Here is a 16364-nt window from a genome sequence, read left to right as displayed (position 1 = left end):
GTCATGAGGATCGGGGCGGCAGGGGGACCACGGGGCCGAGGAGGGTGTGATCCCCATGCACCGCCAGCAGCGAGGGTTCGGCGGCCTCGTCCCAGCTGCTCCCGAACGGGGAGATGCCGTCGCCGGGCAGCGCCCATGCAGGGTCCATGAGCGAGAGCTCGATCCCGCCCCGGCACTGGCGAACGAGTTCACGACGGCCGTAGCGGGCAGTCGGCTGTCCTCCGTGTTCGCCCGGCACAGCAAGGCCGGACTGCCTGAAACCGGACAAGAAGGACGTCAAGCTGCTGCTCCAGATCCTCACCGAACAAGAGAAGCGTAAACGACCGCCGCCGCGACGAAACCGGCGTCCGCCGAGCGGGCCAAGCCCTCAGCGGACCTCAGGATCTGCCCAGCCATCCCGGCCGCGCCGTCCGCTGCGAAGATCGCTGGATATCACTCGCCGAATCCACGAATGGCGTTCCAAGTTCGTTGCCAGAGCAGGGCCACTCCCGAGTGCGGGCGGCCTGGCACCCCGCACCAACCAGGCACAGTCGACGACGAGACCGATCGCGGGCAGGCGTCAAGTAATAAATACTCTGGATCAAGCCCAAATAAAGATCCATGATGGCCTCTTTACCGAATGTCCAGAGAAATGCGAGCAAAGAAATGCTGAATCTAGAGGAACTGCAGAAGATGGCAGCTGAAGACACGGACGCCGAAGTCTTGATCAACGCCCGTACTCACCAAGACGCCGCTCCGCTGGTTAGCCATGAGCTGGGTCACGCAACCATGTCGCTAGCCTGAACCGTTCTACCCGGCTGGCGAGGCTCCTGGCGGAAGGATTCTGAACCGAGATCACCGTGTCTGCCAGGAGCTTCACCTGCTGCCTGCCATCCCTGATGGATCTGTCCAGCCGAGCCTTGCAGCACCTGACCGGGTAGTTCGGGCCTTTGCGCCTAATCCCGGATGCCTGGTCGTTCGGCTGCGAAGATCCACAGGGCACGAGTTCCCGCCGGCAGCCGCCGGATCGATGCTCTCACATGCACGCCGACAGGACGTCCCGCACCGAGAGGCGAAGCCCATGACGGTCCCGGCGCCTGAGGGACCATTGTTCGCTCCACCGGGTGCCGGACTACGAGGAGGGCGCGAGGCCCCCGTGCCGACCGAGGAATCGCCCGAGCAGGCGGCGTAGTCGGAGTCGAGGTCACTGATCACGCCCAGAATGCCTGGCAGATGCTCAGGCTGCGCCGAGGTCAGCCCAGTGATCGATGAGCCCGCCGGGACCGCTTTCAGGGCCTGCTCCGGTGACACCGGCCAGAGCGGTGACGATCACATCGCCACGGCCGTGTTCAGCACCTGAGCGGGAAGCCGCCCAGCTTCCGGGAGGAGGGCCGGCTTCGGCGCGGGGACCGCCGTCAGTGACGTGGACCTGGACACGGCCCGAGTCGTCTGTGGCGGAGTACAGGTGCAGGGCGACCGGGGGCATGGCATGAGTGACAGCATTGGTGACCAGTTCAGAGACCACCAGCAGCACGTCGTAGACCCGGTCCCCGTCCAGCCCCCAGGCCTCCAGAACAGGACGCGCAGCATGACGTGCAGCAGCCGGAGCAAGCGGCCCGTGCTCCAGAGGAAGACCGAACACGCGCCCGCCGGCCGACACGGACCGCAGCGTGGAGTCCTGCTGCCGCCCTCCCGGGAAGATCGTGGTCGTCGTCATCAGGATCACTGCCTGTCCAGTGCGGGATCGGAAACCTTCTCTGACTACATCCAGCACACACCCACACGGCGCAGAGCCCCTGAGCAAGCAATACCTAAACCGGCATAACGGGCAACTGGGGTGATTGTGTACCTGTCTGCATCATCGGCAGTCAGCCTCCGCTCATTCACCCAACCTAAAAGCCCCGCTCCCAGACACGGAACGCGGGGAAGAGTATGCAGGGCACTCTGGTGGGCTCTGCGTCGCCAAGTGCGTGACGGACTCAAGCCGATCCTTCCCCCTTCCCCTTCCGGGATCACCGGTGAACACTGGCCTCGTGAGCGTTGAGACAGTGCCCGCCCGGCCATGGACGGCCCACGCTCGAGAACACCTGCCCCGCCAAGGGCAGCACCCTGGCAGCCAGGATGCTGCCCCGCACACTGCAAAGGGGCCGTGGAGGCGCGAACAGCCAGGCCAGGCCCCGTCGCCATCAGTCACACCTCAAGAACTCTGAGCCCGCAACCAGCACTATCCAAGCCGCAACATCAATGATGCCGCCTGGCGCGCCAACGGCAGACCGGGCGGTCGGCTCCAGCGAGCGTGGCACACCAAGTGCGGCGAAGGCCGGACGCAGAATCCTTCGGCTATGCGCATGCACATCATTCCGGTGCGTGCCGTTGATGCCAGCGGCCGCCCTGATCAGCTGCAACTGCACCCCGGGGACGCTCGGCGACCCCGCGCAGGCATGCAGCGGAAGCATTTCACGGGCGGGTCCAGCGTGGCGTGCGTAGCAGTGCGGCGAGGGATGCGGCGAGTTCCACCGGTTCCACGGGCAGGGTGTTCACAGCGTCGGCGTGGCTCCAGGTGGCCAGCCATGCATCCTGCGGCCGGCCGATCAGGAGCAGGACTGGTGGACACTGGAAGACCTCGTTCTTGATCTGCCAGCACACGCCCATGCCGCCAACGGGGACCGTCTCGCCGTCCAGCACGCAGGCATCGATCCGGCCTGTATCCAGTACCAGCAGGACCGCGGGAAGAGTTGCGCACTCAACGAACACGACCGGTGGAACGCCGGACGCGAGACTGCGGCCGACGGCCAACCGGACCTGTGCCCGGGTGTCGGCGTCGCTGCTGTAGAGGAGGACTAGGCGCTCGACGTCATCGCTTCTCCATACTGCGGCGACCTGCCGCAACTGACCGAATCCAGTGCCGACACGGACGCCCCAGGAACCAATATGTCCAGAACTATATGAACCGGGTATCTTTGTGCGCTCAGATCCGATCGGATATCCAACACCCCCCTCCGTTCTGTACGGATGCGCGCGAAGCCATGGCACGGCGGTGAGAGCCAATGACTCAATGCAAGGTCCCCGACTATCGCACCGGTCATCGCGGGCGGCACTGGACACACGCCCTGCGCTGCGCACAGAAGGCAGGGGCCGTCATCCTCACTGACGAGACAGAGGAACCGGTGAGCTACGCGCACGAGGCATCCGGGCCAGGTCGTTTCAGGCCTTGGATCACCGCAGCAGGTTCCCGCTACGACAGCCACGATGTGCACCCTGAGTGGTAACTACGGGCCGCCTTCCCTTTCGGCCCCCAATCTCCTGATAGCCAGCTCTGAAGGCTGGCTAGGCCCGGGAGGCAGCGCGGTCGTCAGGGCACTCCAGGGCTGCCAGTCCTCGCCGTGCCCCCGGAAGGCCGGGAAGTCCGGGCTCAGCTTCCGCACCCGGCGACAACAGCAGGACGGTTGGCACTACCAGATCGGGACCATCAAGCACCGCGCCTTGGGCAGCCCCCACACAGCCCCGCCAAACCTGGAGTGTCTATCGGGATGCCACGTATTGCCTGCCCCCGCCAGAAGGCCTGCCACGAAAAAGCCAGCCCACGGACGTATCTGCCCCACCGCCCCGGATACCCAGGCGCCATCCTTCTCCACGTCGCCGGGTGCATCCCCAGCAACCAGACCCTCGACTGGGTCTACGCGCAGCAGCCTGCACCGAATGCGACGCCGCCCGGTCCCTGGGCTCAGGACGGCTAAACGCCCTCCTGAAGTCACTGCACCCATGACGGCGGACGCCACGTGGCGAGCTGAGATACGTGTCTGGTGTCCGCCTCTGATAAGTATGCCGACGGTCACGCAATACGTGACCGCCGGCAGGGAGGCCTGCTGCGGCCGACCCCTTATACCAAACGAGCTCCCTTGTGCCTACTCCCGGGCTCTCAAAGGGGCGTTTGGTCGGCTTGCGCAAACTGCCCAGCCATGGGCCAAAGACAGTGCTCCCGGCAGGACTCGAACCTGCGGCCAGACGCTTAGAAGGCGTCCGCTCTATCCGCTGAGCTACGGGAGCCGTGCTGCCATAACACTGCCACATGGCCTTCAAGATGCTACGCCCGCAGCGCGACGGCCATCCCGGTCTGGCATACCGGCAGGTTAACGGCCAGCACCGCCACAGTGATAGAGGGTGACCGACAAGCTGCGGGCGGGCGCCTTAAGTCCGCGGCGTGGCGCACTCTGTTATGCCCCTTCCACTCAGTATGCTCGCTGGCGCGAGGTAGCACAGTGAGCCCTGGGCGGCGACACCCCAGGGGTCAGTGCTGCGGTGCCGGTTCCGGCACAAGCCCTGGACCTGGCGAGTGGAAGCTCCCCTTCAGCCGCCCAGGTCCAGGGCCTCGTACTTTCCGGCTGCAGATAGCCCCCGTGGGGGTGCTCTGGGAAACGTCTCGGCCAGAGCACCCGCCGCAGGCGTCGCCGGGCACGGATGGCTCGGGACCTGCCGCGTAAAGGGGCTGTGCTCGCGGCATGTATTGGGCGGTCGATCCGGGTGGAGCTGGTCTCCGGGCACAGTGCGGACCTGCGGCCTCACCCCGGCCGCGTTTCCGCCTCCGGGTGCTCGCACTCAGTCGCCCACCCAGTCCGCCGCGGCCATCGATCTCGTCTTCGGCTGCTCAGCCCTGTCCACCTGCCTGTTCACATTGGCCGATGGCAACCGGAAACCGGTGGGGCAACGAGGCTCCGAACGGCACCGTGGACAGCCATGAGACATACGCTTCACTTTGGGCCCGAGGCCGTCAGATGGACAGCAGCAAGAGCGGGCGAGGTACCGTATGCCCAGCTACAGATACGGGAGTGTGGCGGAACTGGCAGACGCGCCGGATTCAAGTCCCGGTGCCCTTAGCGGCGTGAGGGTTCGACTCCCTCCACTCCTACCATTACCCCTCAACCGGCCCATACTGCCGGGCCCCGTCCGCATGGCTGAACTCACCCGGGCAGGACGCGGGTGCAGCTGAAGCCGCGAGCAGGCCCCGCTGCCGGGCCGGGTCGGAACTCCCGGCAGCCCAGGGGAGCCAAGCCCGTAGCAGGCGGAGGCTGTTTGTGGGGTGAGTGGGACTTGAACCCACGACCGACGGATTATGAGTCCGCTGCTCTGACCAGCTGAGCTACCACCCCACCGTTCGATTAGAGCATGCGTCCGGTTCGATATCTTGCGGAGCCCCAAGCACCGGAATACGGCTGGCCACGGAGGTATGCCTGTGCGTGCTGCTGGCCAGAACAGCCAGGGATGTGCGGTGCCGCGCTCTGCGTGTGCCGGAGTCCGGTGCGGGGCCAGGACAGGGCATGTCCGATCCGGCAGGCGGGGTGACGAGGGCGCGGCGGATACGGGTGCTGCGTCTGGAGACACACATGGAGACCCAGGCGCGTCAGATTCTCGGCCGCTTCCTGCGCCTTGGCGAGGCTGCAATGGGCCTGGTGGTGCGGCAGCAGGACGAGCCAGGCACTCTCCCCAACCGGAGCGAAGAACGCCAGATAGACACGACAGTGCGGTCGCGAGCGTACGGCTACGCGAGGAACAGCAGCCCCGGCTGGCGTACACGGTCCGGGTGCAGGACTCGTCTGTCAGGGCGCGGTCGAAGAACGGGTTGCCAGCCCGCCGGGCGTCCAGCCGAGCATGGGAGATCATCCAGCCCGAACGCCTGCTGCACGCGCACGTGCCGCCTCGGTCTTGCATCGCTCACATCCCGCGTTAGCACATGACCGGGGTATCAGGCGTCTGCCCGACACCAGGCACTGGTTTGGGCTGGTATATGACGGCGGGGGTTGGCACACTGAAGGGCACTATCGCACCGCACAACCCCGTATGGAGGTGGTGGTGATGCCGAACACCGGCGTGTCCGTCCAGCTGACCCCCGACGGCTACACCGTCACCTGCCCCAGCACTCATGTCAGCGGACACGGCCCCACCGAAACCGCCGCGTGGAATGACTTCTGGGCCGCTTACCATGCCGAATGGGAACCCACCGCCCCCCTTACGGCGCCGGCCGGCCTCAACGGCCCCCAGCGCCGACGCAAGATCCGCACCCTGCGCGTCCGCGACCTCTTCGGCTGACATACCCCTAGCCGGGCACCACCCGGCGACCGCGGGACGGCCAGCCATCTCCGGCAGGGAGGCCCGGGATGAGTGCTCACATCCTCCTGACCCGTGACAGCCACCAGGCAGTCGCGTCCGTCACCGGCGAGCTCGACATCGCCACCGCGCCCCACATCCGCCAGGCGCTCCTCGACACCGTTCACCGGCACGAGCAGGTCATCATCGACCTGCGCCGACTCGGCTTCTGTGACTGCGCCGGCCTCAGCGCCCTGATCACCGTGCAGAAGACCGCCCGCGCATACGGCACTGCCTTGGCTATCCGTAACGTATCGCCTCAGCTTGCACGGCTGCTGCGCTGCGTTCCTCACGCCCTGCCCGTGGAACCGACCGATCCACGTGGCATGCCCGTTCGTGAGTTTCCTGTCGGCAGCACCTGAGCGCTGCAGAGCAGCGTTCTCCCGGCAGTCCGGGAAGCACTTCGGCGACCGCCGCAGGGACGATGTTCACGACGAGAGGAACAGCACCGCCCGTCGGCCGGGCCCTCTGCCGTGGGCGCAGCCACCGGCCGGCGGGAGCCTTGGCCGGACCCGCTTGCCCGGGGTCAGTACGGGATCAGGTGCTTGATCTTGATCCAGTCACGGGTGCGGCGGCCCGGAAGATAGGGGCTGGAGAGCCGTTTGGCGACCACACCGTCATAACCCTCAGCACGGGTCTGCTCGAACGCCTGGGCAGCAGGTGCGGGCCATGCCGCAGGAACCGCAACGCCGGGACCGGCCAGAGCAAGGTCATCAAGGAGATCCCGCCTTGAGGTGTAAGGCAGTTGGACAACCGGCTGGCCCAGGTACAGGATGTCGAAGACCATCAGCTGGACAGGCAGGTCTTCCAGGGCATGGGCAACCGCCTCAGGATGGTGCAGGCTCATCCGCTGCTGCAGGCCTTCCACTGACGGACGGCCCTCCTCGTCCAGGACGATGATCTCCCCGTCGAGTACCGATTCCGGCACGGGCAGCATTCCCGGCAGCACCTGGAACTCCGGGTACTGGGCAGTGACATCCATGCCTGCGGCTGACAGCAGACGCATGCTGCCGTCACCCGGCAGATGGGCAAGCACGCGGGCGCCATTCCACAGCGCCTCATACGCAAACTCGGCCTCCGTGTCCGCCCCAGGCAGCTCGCCGATCACACCGAGCATCGGCGACAGCAGCACCGGCACAGCGCCAGGCGAGGCAGCCGAGGACAGGTGCCCACTCATCCTCCCAGCATGACCCCGCCAACACACCCCGGCCACCCCACCCCGGCCACTCCCGGCAAGAAATGCACACCTGAGACATGTGACCTGGACAGCCATGCAGGCATGTGTGTCGCTAGCAGCAGATCGCAGCCACGTACGTATCTTGAGAGGTAAGTCCCGGAATGCACTCTTGGCCGGTTAGTGATCTGCTCTGCACGTCGGCAGAGTCAGTGTCCGGTGACACCGTTCCGCCTGCAGTCCCCCGCAAGACTCAAAGAGGAGTCCCGCATGTCCGTCTATACCCCCCAGCAGTTCAGCCAGCCCCAGTCCCAGCAGCCTTACGGCCAGCAGATGCCCGCGCAACAGCCCTGGGGGCTCGGTCTCCAGGCCCCCAGCCAGCAGCCCTGGACCCAACAGGGTCAGGGGCAGTTCGGCCAGCAGCAGCCGCTCGCTGTGCAGGGGCAGGGCATGCAGCAGCTGCCGATGCTGGTGACGGAGCTGGCACTGCGCTGTTCGGCGACCGCAGTGTCCGCGGTGGTAGAGCAGCTGCGGATGGATCCGCAGATCCTGATGGGGATCCAGGCGCAGGGGCATATCCCGACGCACGCGTTCAGCCAGGTGCTGTCCGAGTGCGCCCGCCGGATCGCCCCGATCGTGCACGCCGCGCTCGCGCAGATCACCGGCCAGGGCCAGATGGGCCAGCAGGAGCAGCCCGGCCAGTTCCCCGGCATGCAGCAGCAGAGCCAGTTCGGCCAGATCCAGGGGCAGGGGCAGTCCCCGGTCCCCCAGCATCACTACGGCCAGATGCCCTGGACCATGTGAGAAACAGGCCGGGCGGACCGCTGTCTATCCCCCGCAGCGGTCCGCCCGGCCAACGGTACCGCCACGCAATGACGAGAGCCCGCGGCGGTACCGGCCTTGGTGGGAGCGGTGCCACGCCCGCTCCCACCAGCGGTGATATCCGACGCGTGCAACGAACGACACAACTCTTCAGATGGCGGTTGGGTAATGAGTGAGCAGGGCGGCAGCGTAAAGCCGGGCAATGGTGACGAGGACGTGAAGTCCCAGGACGGGCGGAGCTCGGCAGCCGGACGGACCGGCGAGCCGGTGAGCCGGCCTGGCATGCAGAGTGAGTGGCCGCAGTCCTATCCTGCTGGGTCTCGTGACAGCCGGGTGGGGTGGGGCCAGTATCTGGTCGCGCCACGCCCGCTGGGTCTGCTAGCGGGCGGAGTGCCGCCGATCGAGGCTGCGGCACTGTTCATGCTGCTGGAAGAGGACCCGGACGTGAAACCTGTCGCACAGGTGCGTCCGTCACGTTCGCGCGGGCTGGGGGCAATTACGGAACCCCGTCCAGCGTGCCCGCCGGTCGCAGTGGTGATGATGACCGAAGAGCGCGCCCGCGCGCTGGCAGCAAACCCGCAGGTTGTCGTCGAGCTCGACCAGCCCCTGTCCTACACACCCGCCTCCTGGGTGCCAGGCGGCCTGGGCACGTCCGCACCGGTGACCGATCCGGCGCTCTGCGTGCCGCTCGCAGAGCCCGAGCGGCTGAGTGTGCTGGTCAAGGGCAGTGCCGGCGAGACGGTACCAAATGCTCATGTGTGGGCCATCGGGACCGGCGCCACCGCCCATGCTGTGACCGGCTCCGACGGCAGGGCCGAGCTCGCCCTAGCCGCGGACAGCGTGGCCACGTTGCAGGCTTTGTACATCCGCCCGGCCGGTGACTACTGGCCGCTGCGCCTGGATCTCCGCCTGGGCGACGGCGCGGAGGCAACCGTAGAACTCACGGCGCTGGCGGAGACGTTCGAGGGCTTTCCCGGCCAGGCAGTCACCGGCTGGGGTGCGCAGGCGATGCGGCTGCACCAGCTCCCGCCCACCTACCGCGGCCACGGCATCAAGATTGCCTTGTTCGATTCCGGCGTAGACATCACCCACCCCGACCTGAAAGACGCCGTTCACACCGGATATGACTTCACCCGCCTGGTCGGGGAGAGGACCTGGCACACCGATGCCACCGGGCACGGCACCTGGTGCGCCGGAATCATCGCCGCGGCCGATAACCGCACCGGAATCACCGGCATCGCCGCCGAAGCCGAACTCCACTCCCTCAAACTCTTCCCCGGCGGACACGTCAGCGACCTGCTCGAAGCAGTCGACTACTGCATCGCCCACACCATCGACATCGCACAAATCAACCTCGCCTACCCCCTACCGTCCCAGCTGGTCGCCTGGAAACTCATGGATGCGCACGCCGCCGGGACTGCGGTCATTGCTCCGGCTGGCGACACCGCAGGTCCTCTCACCCACCCCGCCGCACTGCCCCACGTCCTCGCCGTCGGTGCCCTCACACACACCGGCACCCACCCCGCTGACAGCCACACCATGGTCCAGCCGCCGTGGCCCGGCCCCTACCCAGCCCCGTTCACCGCCACCGGCGCCGGCGTCGACATCGCAGCTCCCGGAACCGCCGTGATCACCACAGCACCTGGCGGCGGCTACACCCCGGCCGATGGCACAGCGATCGCCACCGCTCATGTCACCGGCCTCGCCGCCCTCCTGCTCGCCCATCATGACCAACTGCGCAGCCACGCTATGCCCCGTACGCCTGCCCGTACCAACCTGCTCCACACCCTCCTGCGCAGCGCCTGCCGCCCCGTCCTCGGCGCCAACCCGGCCCGCACCGGCGTCGGCGTCGCCGATGCCCCCACCGCGCTGGGCATCACCACCACCTGGTGGTACGACCCGACCGCCGAACAGCCGTTCACTGCCGTCGGCTATCCGCAGGCCTGAAACCAGCGGTGACATCACCGCCGCACAACTCCGTGCCTGGCGCGCCCCGATACCTCCCGCGCCAGGCACGGACCTCTCACGGCCTGTTCCTCTTCCCAGGTGCAGAGGGGACCGCGCGCAGCTCGACAGACGCTGCCGTGAAGTACGCCGCCAGATCCGATTCCCCGTTGGCCAGTTCAATGAAGCGGGTCGACCGTGAGCTCTACCTGCCCAGGTCCTGGACCGAGGACCGGGACCGATGCCGATCCGCCCGGATCCCCGACGGGCGCGTCTTTGCCACGAAGGGCGAGCTGGCCCGGAACGTGATCACGCGGGCGCTCGCCTCCCCGTTGCCGGTCGCCTGGGTAACAGCCGATTCCGCCTACGGACAGGACCCCCGCTTCCGACGTTTCCCCGAGGAAGCCGGCCTGTCCCACGTCGTGGCGGTGCCCAAGTCACAGCAGGTCCACGGCCCGCGCATCGACCATCTCGTCGGCCAGGCCCCGCCAGAGGCCTGGCAACGCCTGTCCGCCGGAAGAGGAGCAAAAGGTGAGCGCTTCTACGACTGGGCGGCCGCCTGCCGGCCGCCGGGGAGTCCGGCGGCGACCAACCCACCCGACAGCACTGGATGCTGGCCCGCCACAGCATCACCAGACCCGGTGAGATCGCCTACTGCCTTGCCTGCGCACCCCTGGAAGCCACCCTCGGCGGCCTTGTCCGCGTCGCAGGATGCCGCTGGAAGATCGAGGAGTGCTTCCAGAGCGCGAAGAACGAGTGCGGCCTGGACCAGTACGAGGTCCGCCGCTGCGTGGGCTGGTACCGGCACATCACGCTCGCCATGCCCGCCCACGCGTTCCTGGCAGTGATGGCTGGCCAGGAACGCGAAAAAGGGGGGTGCCAGCCGGGACACACCCGACCTCGTGGACCTCACACCAGCAGAGATCCGCCGTCTGCTGGCAGTTGGCCCCCGCCACCACCCTCCGGACCACAGCCATGCCATGAGATGGTCACGGTGGCGCCGCCACCACCAGGCCAACGCACGCCACTGTCATTACATGCGGCGCGGCCACCCGTTGGTGGGACGGTCCGCGAAAGACCGCCCCACCCCCGGTTCCACAGCACTACACTCCCCACACTCAGGCCCTTGACCAGAGCAAACGGAGAACCGCTGCTGGAGTATTAGTACTGCAACGGTCTTTGCCGTGGCGGTTGGACAGGTCGGTCGTTGGGTTGTTCATGGGTGGGGTTCTTGTTGATTCCCGGTCGTGGGTTGGCGAGTTGAATGCTCTGCATGAGCGGTTCGCGCATCGGTTCGCCAGGTCGGAGCCGCGTGAGTCGACACTGGCGTATATGCGGGGGTTGATCGCTCCGCTCGAGCGGAAGAACGGCTGGGCGCTGGCGGAGGAGGCCGGTCATGCGGGTCCGGACCGGTTCCACCGGCTGCTGAACCGGATCGAGCGGGACGCGGAGGAAGTCCTCGACGACGTGCGTGAGTATGTCGTGGAACATCTCGGCGACCGGGACGCGGTGCTGATCGTCGATGACACCGGATTCCTGAAGAAGGGTGTACAGTCAGCCGGTGTCCAGCGGCAATATTCCCGAACCGCAGGCCGCACGGAGAACTGCCAGGTCGGGGTCTTCCTGGCCTATGCAGGTGCCCGTGGCCGTCTTCGTGAGCTTCTTCAGCTTGCCCACCGATCGGGTGACCCACCTGAAGTGTCTGTGCAGGTCAGACCCTCCTGAGCGCCTCCGGCCGAACCCGAGTTGAAGAAGCTCAGTGAGCGTCTGACAGGTTCTCTCAGTCCAGGCGCCACGGCTGGTAATCCACTGCAGATTGCCGGTCAGTAGTTGACTCTGTGGGCGACGTTGTTGATCGTTCCGTAGCGATGCCAGGCGTAGTTGCAGGCGGCAGTGATGTTTGCGATGGGGTCGTAGATGTTCCAGGAGGTGCCCTTGACATGGTAGGCACGGAAGGTCGGGTCAATTACCTGCATAAGCCCCTTGGACGGAATGCCGGCGCGCGCATTGGAGTCCCACAGGTTGATCGCGTACTGATTTCCGCTTGATTCTCGCATTATGGTTTTATGGATCGCGGCGTAGCTTCCGGGAATTCCATTGGCGCGCATGACGGTGAGCGAGTGGTTGATCCATCCATTGAGCCTCCGCTGACTGTCCGTTGCGGCATTCGCTTGCGGTGCCGCGACGGCCGTCGTGCCGACTGCCAGCGAGAGGCCGACCAGGGGCACGACCATACGCCGGACGGCTGTGTTTGCTATCTGCCCCAGGCTTGTCAGGCTTCGCATCGATGTGTCCTTCCTGCAATGAGCTGGAAAGACGATTCGACCGGGATGCCGACTGTGCGCCATGAGGAAGAGTTACTCAGATGCCTCGTAAGTGATGCACCTAACGCTCCGATCGGAGGGCAGGTGCGTGGAACTTCTCACTGCCGCCCAGCTTCTGAGGTTGTGATCATTTCAGCCACCCATTGATTTCGTCTTCGCTTTTCATTAATTAAGCAAATTATTCAAGACCTTTATTGGCAAGTAATTCACTCCTGAGGGAAATGAATCGGGCAGGTGAATTCGTGCTGTACAGATAAACCGCAGATTATCAGTGCGAGACGGCATGCATGGAGAAGGGCAAGCACTACTGGGCTGACATCCGGGACGAGTGCGATCTCGCGGTGCGAGCGCTCTATGAGCAGGGGGCCGTGATCCGTGAACTGGCCCAGGCCGCTGGCCGCTCCATACGGTTTGCCCATCACGTGTGATTGGAGGCCGGGCCACCATGCATCGCCGTGGCATCCGGGCTCTCCGGCACCGCATGTAGCAGAGCGTGCCGCAGACCGACCATCCTGGCCACCAGGCGGTCAACGGGCACGAGCCGATACCAGACGCTGGCTCCCGTCACCCATTGCCTGACACGGCCCCGCACTTCGTGACGGTCCGACCACGCCCGCCTCGGACCGGCCAGCTCCTCAAACAGAGAAACACGAGGACGGAGAATCCCTGTTCACCTACTGAGCTTCTTCGATGTGGCCACCGATCGGGTGACGGTCCGTGAAGCGCATCGAGCGAGGCCCCCGGGCTGTTGATCGAGATGTCTGAAGTCTCAATCACGTTGCTCGGTGGCCTCGTTGGTCATCCATCCTGCCGCACTCAACCTGCCGCATGCACTCGTGGAGTGGGTCACCATGCTGATCGTCACCCGTGAGAGCGGTCGACGCCGCAAGCTCCGCCCGTCCCAACGCGCGATGGCGGCACTGGTGCACCTGCGCGAACACACCACTCTGGCGAAGACCGCCGCCGGGCTCGGCATCAGCGAGTCCACCGCCCACGCCTACACCAGCGCGGTCCTCAACCTGCCCGCCGCACGTGCACCGGGCCTGCTCAAGACGCTGCGCGACCACGAACCCGACTTCGTCCTGCTCGACGGCGCCCTCGCCGAATGCGACCGGGCCGGCGACGGCCGGGCCGATTACTCGCACAAGCACCGCCGCCACGGCGTGAACGTGCAGGCCGTTACCGATCCCGACGGGCGGCTGCTGTGGCTCTCGCCCGCCCTGCCGGGCCGCACCCACGACCTGACCGCCGCCCGCACCCACCGCATCATCCGGAACTGCGAGCGCCAGGGCGTTCCTATCGTGGCCGAGCTCGCCTACCAGGGCGCTGGTCCGTGGCTGACCACGGGCATCAAACGCAGGCCCCTGCAGGAACTGACCCCCACCGACAAGACCCGCAACCGTGCCTTGGCCGCAGCACGCGCACCCGTCGAACGCGGCGTCGCCCGCCTGAAGTCCTGGCGGATCTTCCGCAGGTCCCGCTGCAGCCCCAACCGCATGACGTCAATCGCCAAGGCCGTCCTCACACTGGAGTTGCACGCTGAAGAAGCTCAGTGGACGAGAACCGTCCGGTAGACCATGACCGCCACATCCAGATCATGTCACCCAGCAGTGGCCACACCTCACGCACCAGCTCGATAGCTCTGCCTGAGGGCGAGCTCCATGATTGCGCGAGGGCAGAAGTTGCTTCGCTCCCGGGGCATGTCCCGCTGGGCAGTGCAACAGAGGGCTCCCGCCTGTGCGCGGCCGACTGTCGGCGTACGCGAGAATGTGGCTCTGACAAGAATTTCGTAGCCGAAGATCATCTCGGTGACACGGTCAGCCGGTCCGCATAGCGGGCAGCCTGTCGCTGTGCTCTTTGAACTGACCATGCTGCTATCGCAGTTAGTCGATGTGCTGGTCGTTTCGGTTGATGTCTCTGATGCTGGTGTGGCGATTCACGCTCGTACGAGGTCCGGTGTTCCCACAGGATGTACGGGTTGCGGCCGGCTCAGTGAGTGGCGCCACAGCCGCTATGTACGCCGCCTCGCCGACGTCACTCTCGCCGGCAGGCGGCCTGTGGGCATCGACTTGTCCGTACGACGTCTGTACTGCAAGAACGCGACGTGCCCGAAGGTGACTTTCGCCGAACAGATAGCGGGGCTGACCGTGCGCTATCAACGGCGGACACCGCAGTTGCAGCGCCTGGTGGAGGACGTCGGTGTGGTGCTGGCGGGCCGGGGCGGTGCCCGGATACTGCGGACCTTGAGCATCAGGCTCTCGCGGTGCACCGTCCTGGTTCAGCTGATGCGGGTGCCACTCCCGCCGCTGGAGACACCCCGGGTGCTGGGGATGGACGACTTCGCGCTCTACGGCGACACCTACGGCACCCTCCTGGTCGACGCCACCACCCGCCTCCCGCTCACGCTCTGGGAAGGACGCGACGCAGAACAGCTCAGCCGCTGGCCCCGCGAGCATCCCGGTGTCGAGGTCGCCTGCCGCGATGGCTCCCTCACCTACCGGCAGGGCATTGCGGGCGGAGCCCCCGGTGCAGTGCAGGTCAGCGACCGTTTCCATCTCTGGCAGGGCCTCTCCCGCCGCGTCCAGGACATCGCCTCCGCACACTGCGGCTGCCTGCCCGCAGCACTGCCCCCGGCCGGCGAGAGCGTCCCGCATCAGCGGAGGAGACCACCGGGAACACCGCGGAAGACACCAGGGCCGCACGCCACGCCCGACGGCTGTTCGAGGCCGTTCGAACCCTGACCCGCACCGGCCGGAGCCACAGCTCCGTGGCCCGCGAGTTCGGCCTGGACCGCCGCACGGTCAGCAATGCGCCCAGGCCCTCACCTGGCAGGAGGTGAAGCGCCGCCCGCCCCGCAAGCCCTCCACCCTGGACCCCTACCTCGACTACCTGCAACAACGCTGGGACCAGGGACAGCACAGCGCGAAGATTCTGCGCGAAGAACTCCAGACCCAGGGCTACCCCGGCCACTACCAGCGCGTGAAGATGGCCGTCGCACCCGTCAGACGGGGCCTGCCTCTGGGTGAACCGCGCGATCGCCCGCCCTCCCCGCGTGAAGCCGCCCGCTGAATCACCACCCACCCGCACCGCCGCAACCTCCACATCAACGACCGCGCCTGCCCCGGCTCCTCGACCACTGCCTGGAATTGAGGCGGACTCGCGACCTGGTCCGCCGGTTCGCCGCCATGCTCGAAAACCGCGACGCGACACCCCTTCCGGGCTGGCTGAACGACCTCACGAACAGCGGTCTGGCCCCTCTCGTCGGCCTTGCCAAAGCCCCTGACGATGACCGGCATGCCGTTGCGCAGGGAATCTCAACCCCCCTACAACTCCGGCGTCAACGAAGGCCGGATCACCGACGTCAAGCTGCAGAAACGCCTGATGGCCAGACGCGCCGGCGTCCCACTCCTCCGTCACCGTGTCGTTCTGATCGCCCACCTTCGCCGCCGCTATGCGGACCGGCTGACCGTGTCACCGAGATGATCTCCGGCTACGAAGTTCTTGCCAGAGCCACGTTCACGCGTACACCGACACCGACCAGGCCAGCGGCTCGAGGCCAGGGCCAGCAGCCTTGGTGAGCCGCTCCGATCCCCGTTGGTTAGGTCCGCCCTGAAGGACAGACGGGGTCCACGGAGAGAATGCGTTGAGTCGGGTGGGGGTGAAGCGGAGGCGGGGATGCAGGCCGACCAGGTGCAGGGATGTACCGGCAACACAGACCTGGTCGCTGAGTCGCCGCAGCGCGTGCAGGCCAGACATATGGCAAAGGCCAAGCCCCGTCGCATCGCGGCAGAGAACACCTGGATGCCTCACCAGCACTGCAGTTACCGCTTCGCCCGCTGCACGGTGTAGGCCTGCAGCAGCTCGTCCGCTGGCACAGTTCTTCCGGGTGCTCCAGAAGGCCGCCGGATTGGTGTTCAGGCTGCGTCGAGGTCGGCCCAGTGGTCGATGAGCCCGTCGAGGGTGGCATCGGCTTCAGTGCC

General features: G+C 66.4%; 14 protein-coding genes, 3 tRNA genes and 1 pseudogene. 11 read left to right on the top strand and 7 right to left on the bottom strand.

From position 1 onward, the window contains the following. Position 1: 1 nt before the first annotated feature. The 4 genes from ACFQ79_RS30870 to ACFQ79_RS30855 form a co-directional block, all read right to left on the bottom strand. Positions 2 to 148 (bottom strand): hypothetical protein, encoded by a 147-nt coding sequence (locus ACFQ79_RS30870; RefSeq protein ID WP_383589596.1) that lies wholly within the window; start codon positions 146 to 148, stop codon positions 2 to 4. A 1068-nt stretch (positions 149 to 1216) separates the two neighbouring features. Beyond that, on the bottom strand, positions 1217 to 1696 hold the full coding sequence (locus tag ACFQ79_RS30865; RefSeq protein ID WP_383589594.1) for an ATP-binding protein: 480 nt from the start codon (positions 1694 to 1696) through the stop codon (positions 1217 to 1219). Positions 1697 to 2436: 740 nt separating this feature from the next. Further along, the gene (locus tag ACFQ79_RS30860; RefSeq protein ID WP_383589592.1) at positions 2437 to 2868 is read right to left on the bottom strand and encodes a hypothetical protein; all 432 of its coding nucleotides are present in this window, start codon (positions 2866 to 2868) and stop codon (positions 2437 to 2439) included. A 1085-nt stretch (positions 2869 to 3953) separates the two neighbouring features. Continuing rightward, positions 3954 to 4026 (bottom strand) — tRNA-Arg (locus ACFQ79_RS30855). 775 nt (positions 4027 to 4801) lie between these two features. Between ACFQ79_RS30855 and ACFQ79_RS30850 the strand changes: the two genes are divergently transcribed. Beyond that, positions 4802 to 4888 (top strand) — tRNA-Leu (locus tag ACFQ79_RS30850). 164 nt (positions 4889 to 5052) lie between these two features. On the opposite strand, the gene ACFQ79_RS30845 is transcribed toward ACFQ79_RS30850, so the two are convergent. Next, positions 5053 to 5126, bottom strand: a tRNA-Ile gene (locus ACFQ79_RS30845). Positions 5127 to 5829: 703 nt separating this feature from the next. Here ACFQ79_RS30845 and ACFQ79_RS30840 point away from each other — a divergent pair. Further along, positions 5830 to 6063 (top strand): hypothetical protein, encoded by a 234-nt coding sequence (locus ACFQ79_RS30840; RefSeq protein WP_383589590.1) that lies wholly within the window; start codon positions 5830 to 5832, stop codon positions 6061 to 6063. Positions 6064 to 6131: 68 nt separating this feature from the next. After that, positions 6132 to 6482: an STAS domain-containing protein gene (locus tag ACFQ79_RS30835; protein WP_383589588.1), complete on the top strand. Its 351-nt coding sequence runs from the start codon at positions 6132 to 6134 to the stop codon at positions 6480 to 6482. A 164-nt stretch (positions 6483 to 6646) separates the two neighbouring features. Here the strand turns inward: ACFQ79_RS30835 and ACFQ79_RS30830 are convergent, their stop codons facing one another. Continuing rightward, positions 6647 to 7258, bottom strand: a complete 612-nt coding sequence (locus tag ACFQ79_RS30830) for a hypothetical protein (protein WP_383589586.1) — start codon at positions 7256 to 7258, stop codon at positions 6647 to 6649. Positions 7259 to 7564: 306 nt separating this feature from the next. On the opposite strand from ACFQ79_RS30830, the gene ACFQ79_RS30825 reads away from it, so the two are divergent. The 4 genes and pseudogenes from ACFQ79_RS30825 to ACFQ79_RS30810 all read left to right on the top strand — a co-directional run. After that, on the top strand, positions 7565 to 8098 hold the full coding sequence (locus tag ACFQ79_RS30825; RefSeq protein WP_383589584.1) for a hypothetical protein: 534 nt from the start codon (positions 7565 to 7567) through the stop codon (positions 8096 to 8098). Between the two features lie 186 nt (positions 8099 to 8284). Then, on the top strand, positions 8285 to 10063 hold the full coding sequence (locus ACFQ79_RS30820; protein ID WP_383589582.1) for a S8 family serine peptidase: 1779 nt from the start codon (positions 8285 to 8287) through the stop codon (positions 10061 to 10063). A 179-nt stretch (positions 10064 to 10242) separates the two neighbouring features. Beyond that, positions 10243 to 10908, top strand: coding sequence for a transposase (locus tag ACFQ79_RS30815; protein WP_383589625.1), 666 nt, complete (start codon positions 10243 to 10245; stop codon positions 10906 to 10908). A gap of 370 nt (positions 10909 to 11278) precedes the next feature. After that, positions 11279 to 11710 (top strand): annotated as a pseudogene (locus tag ACFQ79_RS30810) (transposase); the annotation flags it as partial. Between the two features lie 173 nt (positions 11711 to 11883). Here ACFQ79_RS30810 and ACFQ79_RS30805 read toward each other — a convergent pair. After that, positions 11884 to 12345: a transglycosylase SLT domain-containing protein gene (locus ACFQ79_RS30805; protein ID WP_383589580.1), complete on the bottom strand. Its 462-nt coding sequence runs from the start codon at positions 12343 to 12345 to the stop codon at positions 11884 to 11886. Positions 12346 to 12671: 326 nt separating this feature from the next. On the opposite strand from ACFQ79_RS30805, the gene ACFQ79_RS30800 reads away from it, so the two are divergent. From ACFQ79_RS30800 to ACFQ79_RS30785, 4 genes are all read left to right on the top strand, one after another. Then, positions 12672 to 12812: a helix-turn-helix domain-containing protein gene (locus ACFQ79_RS30800; protein WP_383589578.1), complete on the top strand. Its 141-nt coding sequence runs from the start codon at positions 12672 to 12674 to the stop codon at positions 12810 to 12812. Between the two features lie 366 nt (positions 12813 to 13178). Continuing rightward, positions 13179 to 13958 (top strand): transposase family protein, encoded by a 780-nt coding sequence (locus ACFQ79_RS30795; protein ID WP_383589623.1) that lies wholly within the window; start codon positions 13179 to 13181, stop codon positions 13956 to 13958. Between the two features lie 669 nt (positions 13959 to 14627). Continuing rightward, positions 14628 to 15125, top strand: a complete 498-nt coding sequence (locus tag ACFQ79_RS30790) for a transposase (protein WP_383589577.1) — start codon at positions 14628 to 14630, stop codon at positions 15123 to 15125. A 94-nt stretch (positions 15126 to 15219) separates the two neighbouring features. Next, positions 15220 to 15453: a hypothetical protein gene (locus ACFQ79_RS30785; protein ID WP_383589575.1), complete on the top strand. Its 234-nt coding sequence runs from the start codon at positions 15220 to 15222 to the stop codon at positions 15451 to 15453. Positions 15454 to 16364 lie beyond the last annotated feature (911 nt).

The organism is Streptomyces sp. NPDC056480 (assembly GCF_042795405.1).
Taxonomy (GTDB): Bacteria; Actinomycetota; Actinomycetes; order Streptomycetales; family Streptomycetaceae; genus Streptomyces.
The sequence above is the reverse complement of the archived record's forward strand: the minus strand, read 5'-3'. Positions and strand labels throughout refer to the sequence as shown.

Bases quoted from the DNA above. Each gene is read 5' to 3' on its own strand.
- ACFQ79_RS30800 (WP_383589578.1), top strand. From the start codon at position 12,672: ATGGAGAAGGGCAAGCACTACTGGGCTGACATCCGGGACGAGTGCGAT.
- ACFQ79_RS30835 (WP_383589588.1), top strand. From the start codon at position 6,132: ATGAGTGCTCACATCCTCCTGACCCGTGACAGCCACCAGGCAGTCGCG.
- ACFQ79_RS30870 (WP_383589596.1), bottom strand. From the start codon at position 148: ATGGACCCTGCATGGGCGCTGCCCGGCGACGGCATCTCCCCGTTCGGG.
- ACFQ79_RS30865 (WP_383589594.1), bottom strand. From the start codon at position 1,696: ATGACGACGACCACGATCTTCCCGGGAGGGCGGCAGCAGGACTCCACG.
- ACFQ79_RS30805 (WP_383589580.1), bottom strand. From the start codon at position 12,345: ATGCGAAGCCTGACAAGCCTGGGGCAGATAGCAAACACAGCCGTCCGG.
- ACFQ79_RS30840 (WP_383589590.1), top strand. From the start codon at position 5,830: ATGCCGAACACCGGCGTGTCCGTCCAGCTGACCCCCGACGGCTACACC.
- ACFQ79_RS30820 (WP_383589582.1), top strand. From the start codon at position 8,285: ATGAGTGAGCAGGGCGGCAGCGTAAAGCCGGGCAATGGTGACGAGGAC.
- ACFQ79_RS30825 (WP_383589584.1), top strand. From the start codon at position 7,565: ATGTCCGTCTATACCCCCCAGCAGTTCAGCCAGCCCCAGTCCCAGCAG.
- ACFQ79_RS30815 (WP_383589625.1), top strand. From the start codon at position 10,243: ATGAAGCGGGTCGACCGTGAGCTCTACCTGCCCAGGTCCTGGACCGAG.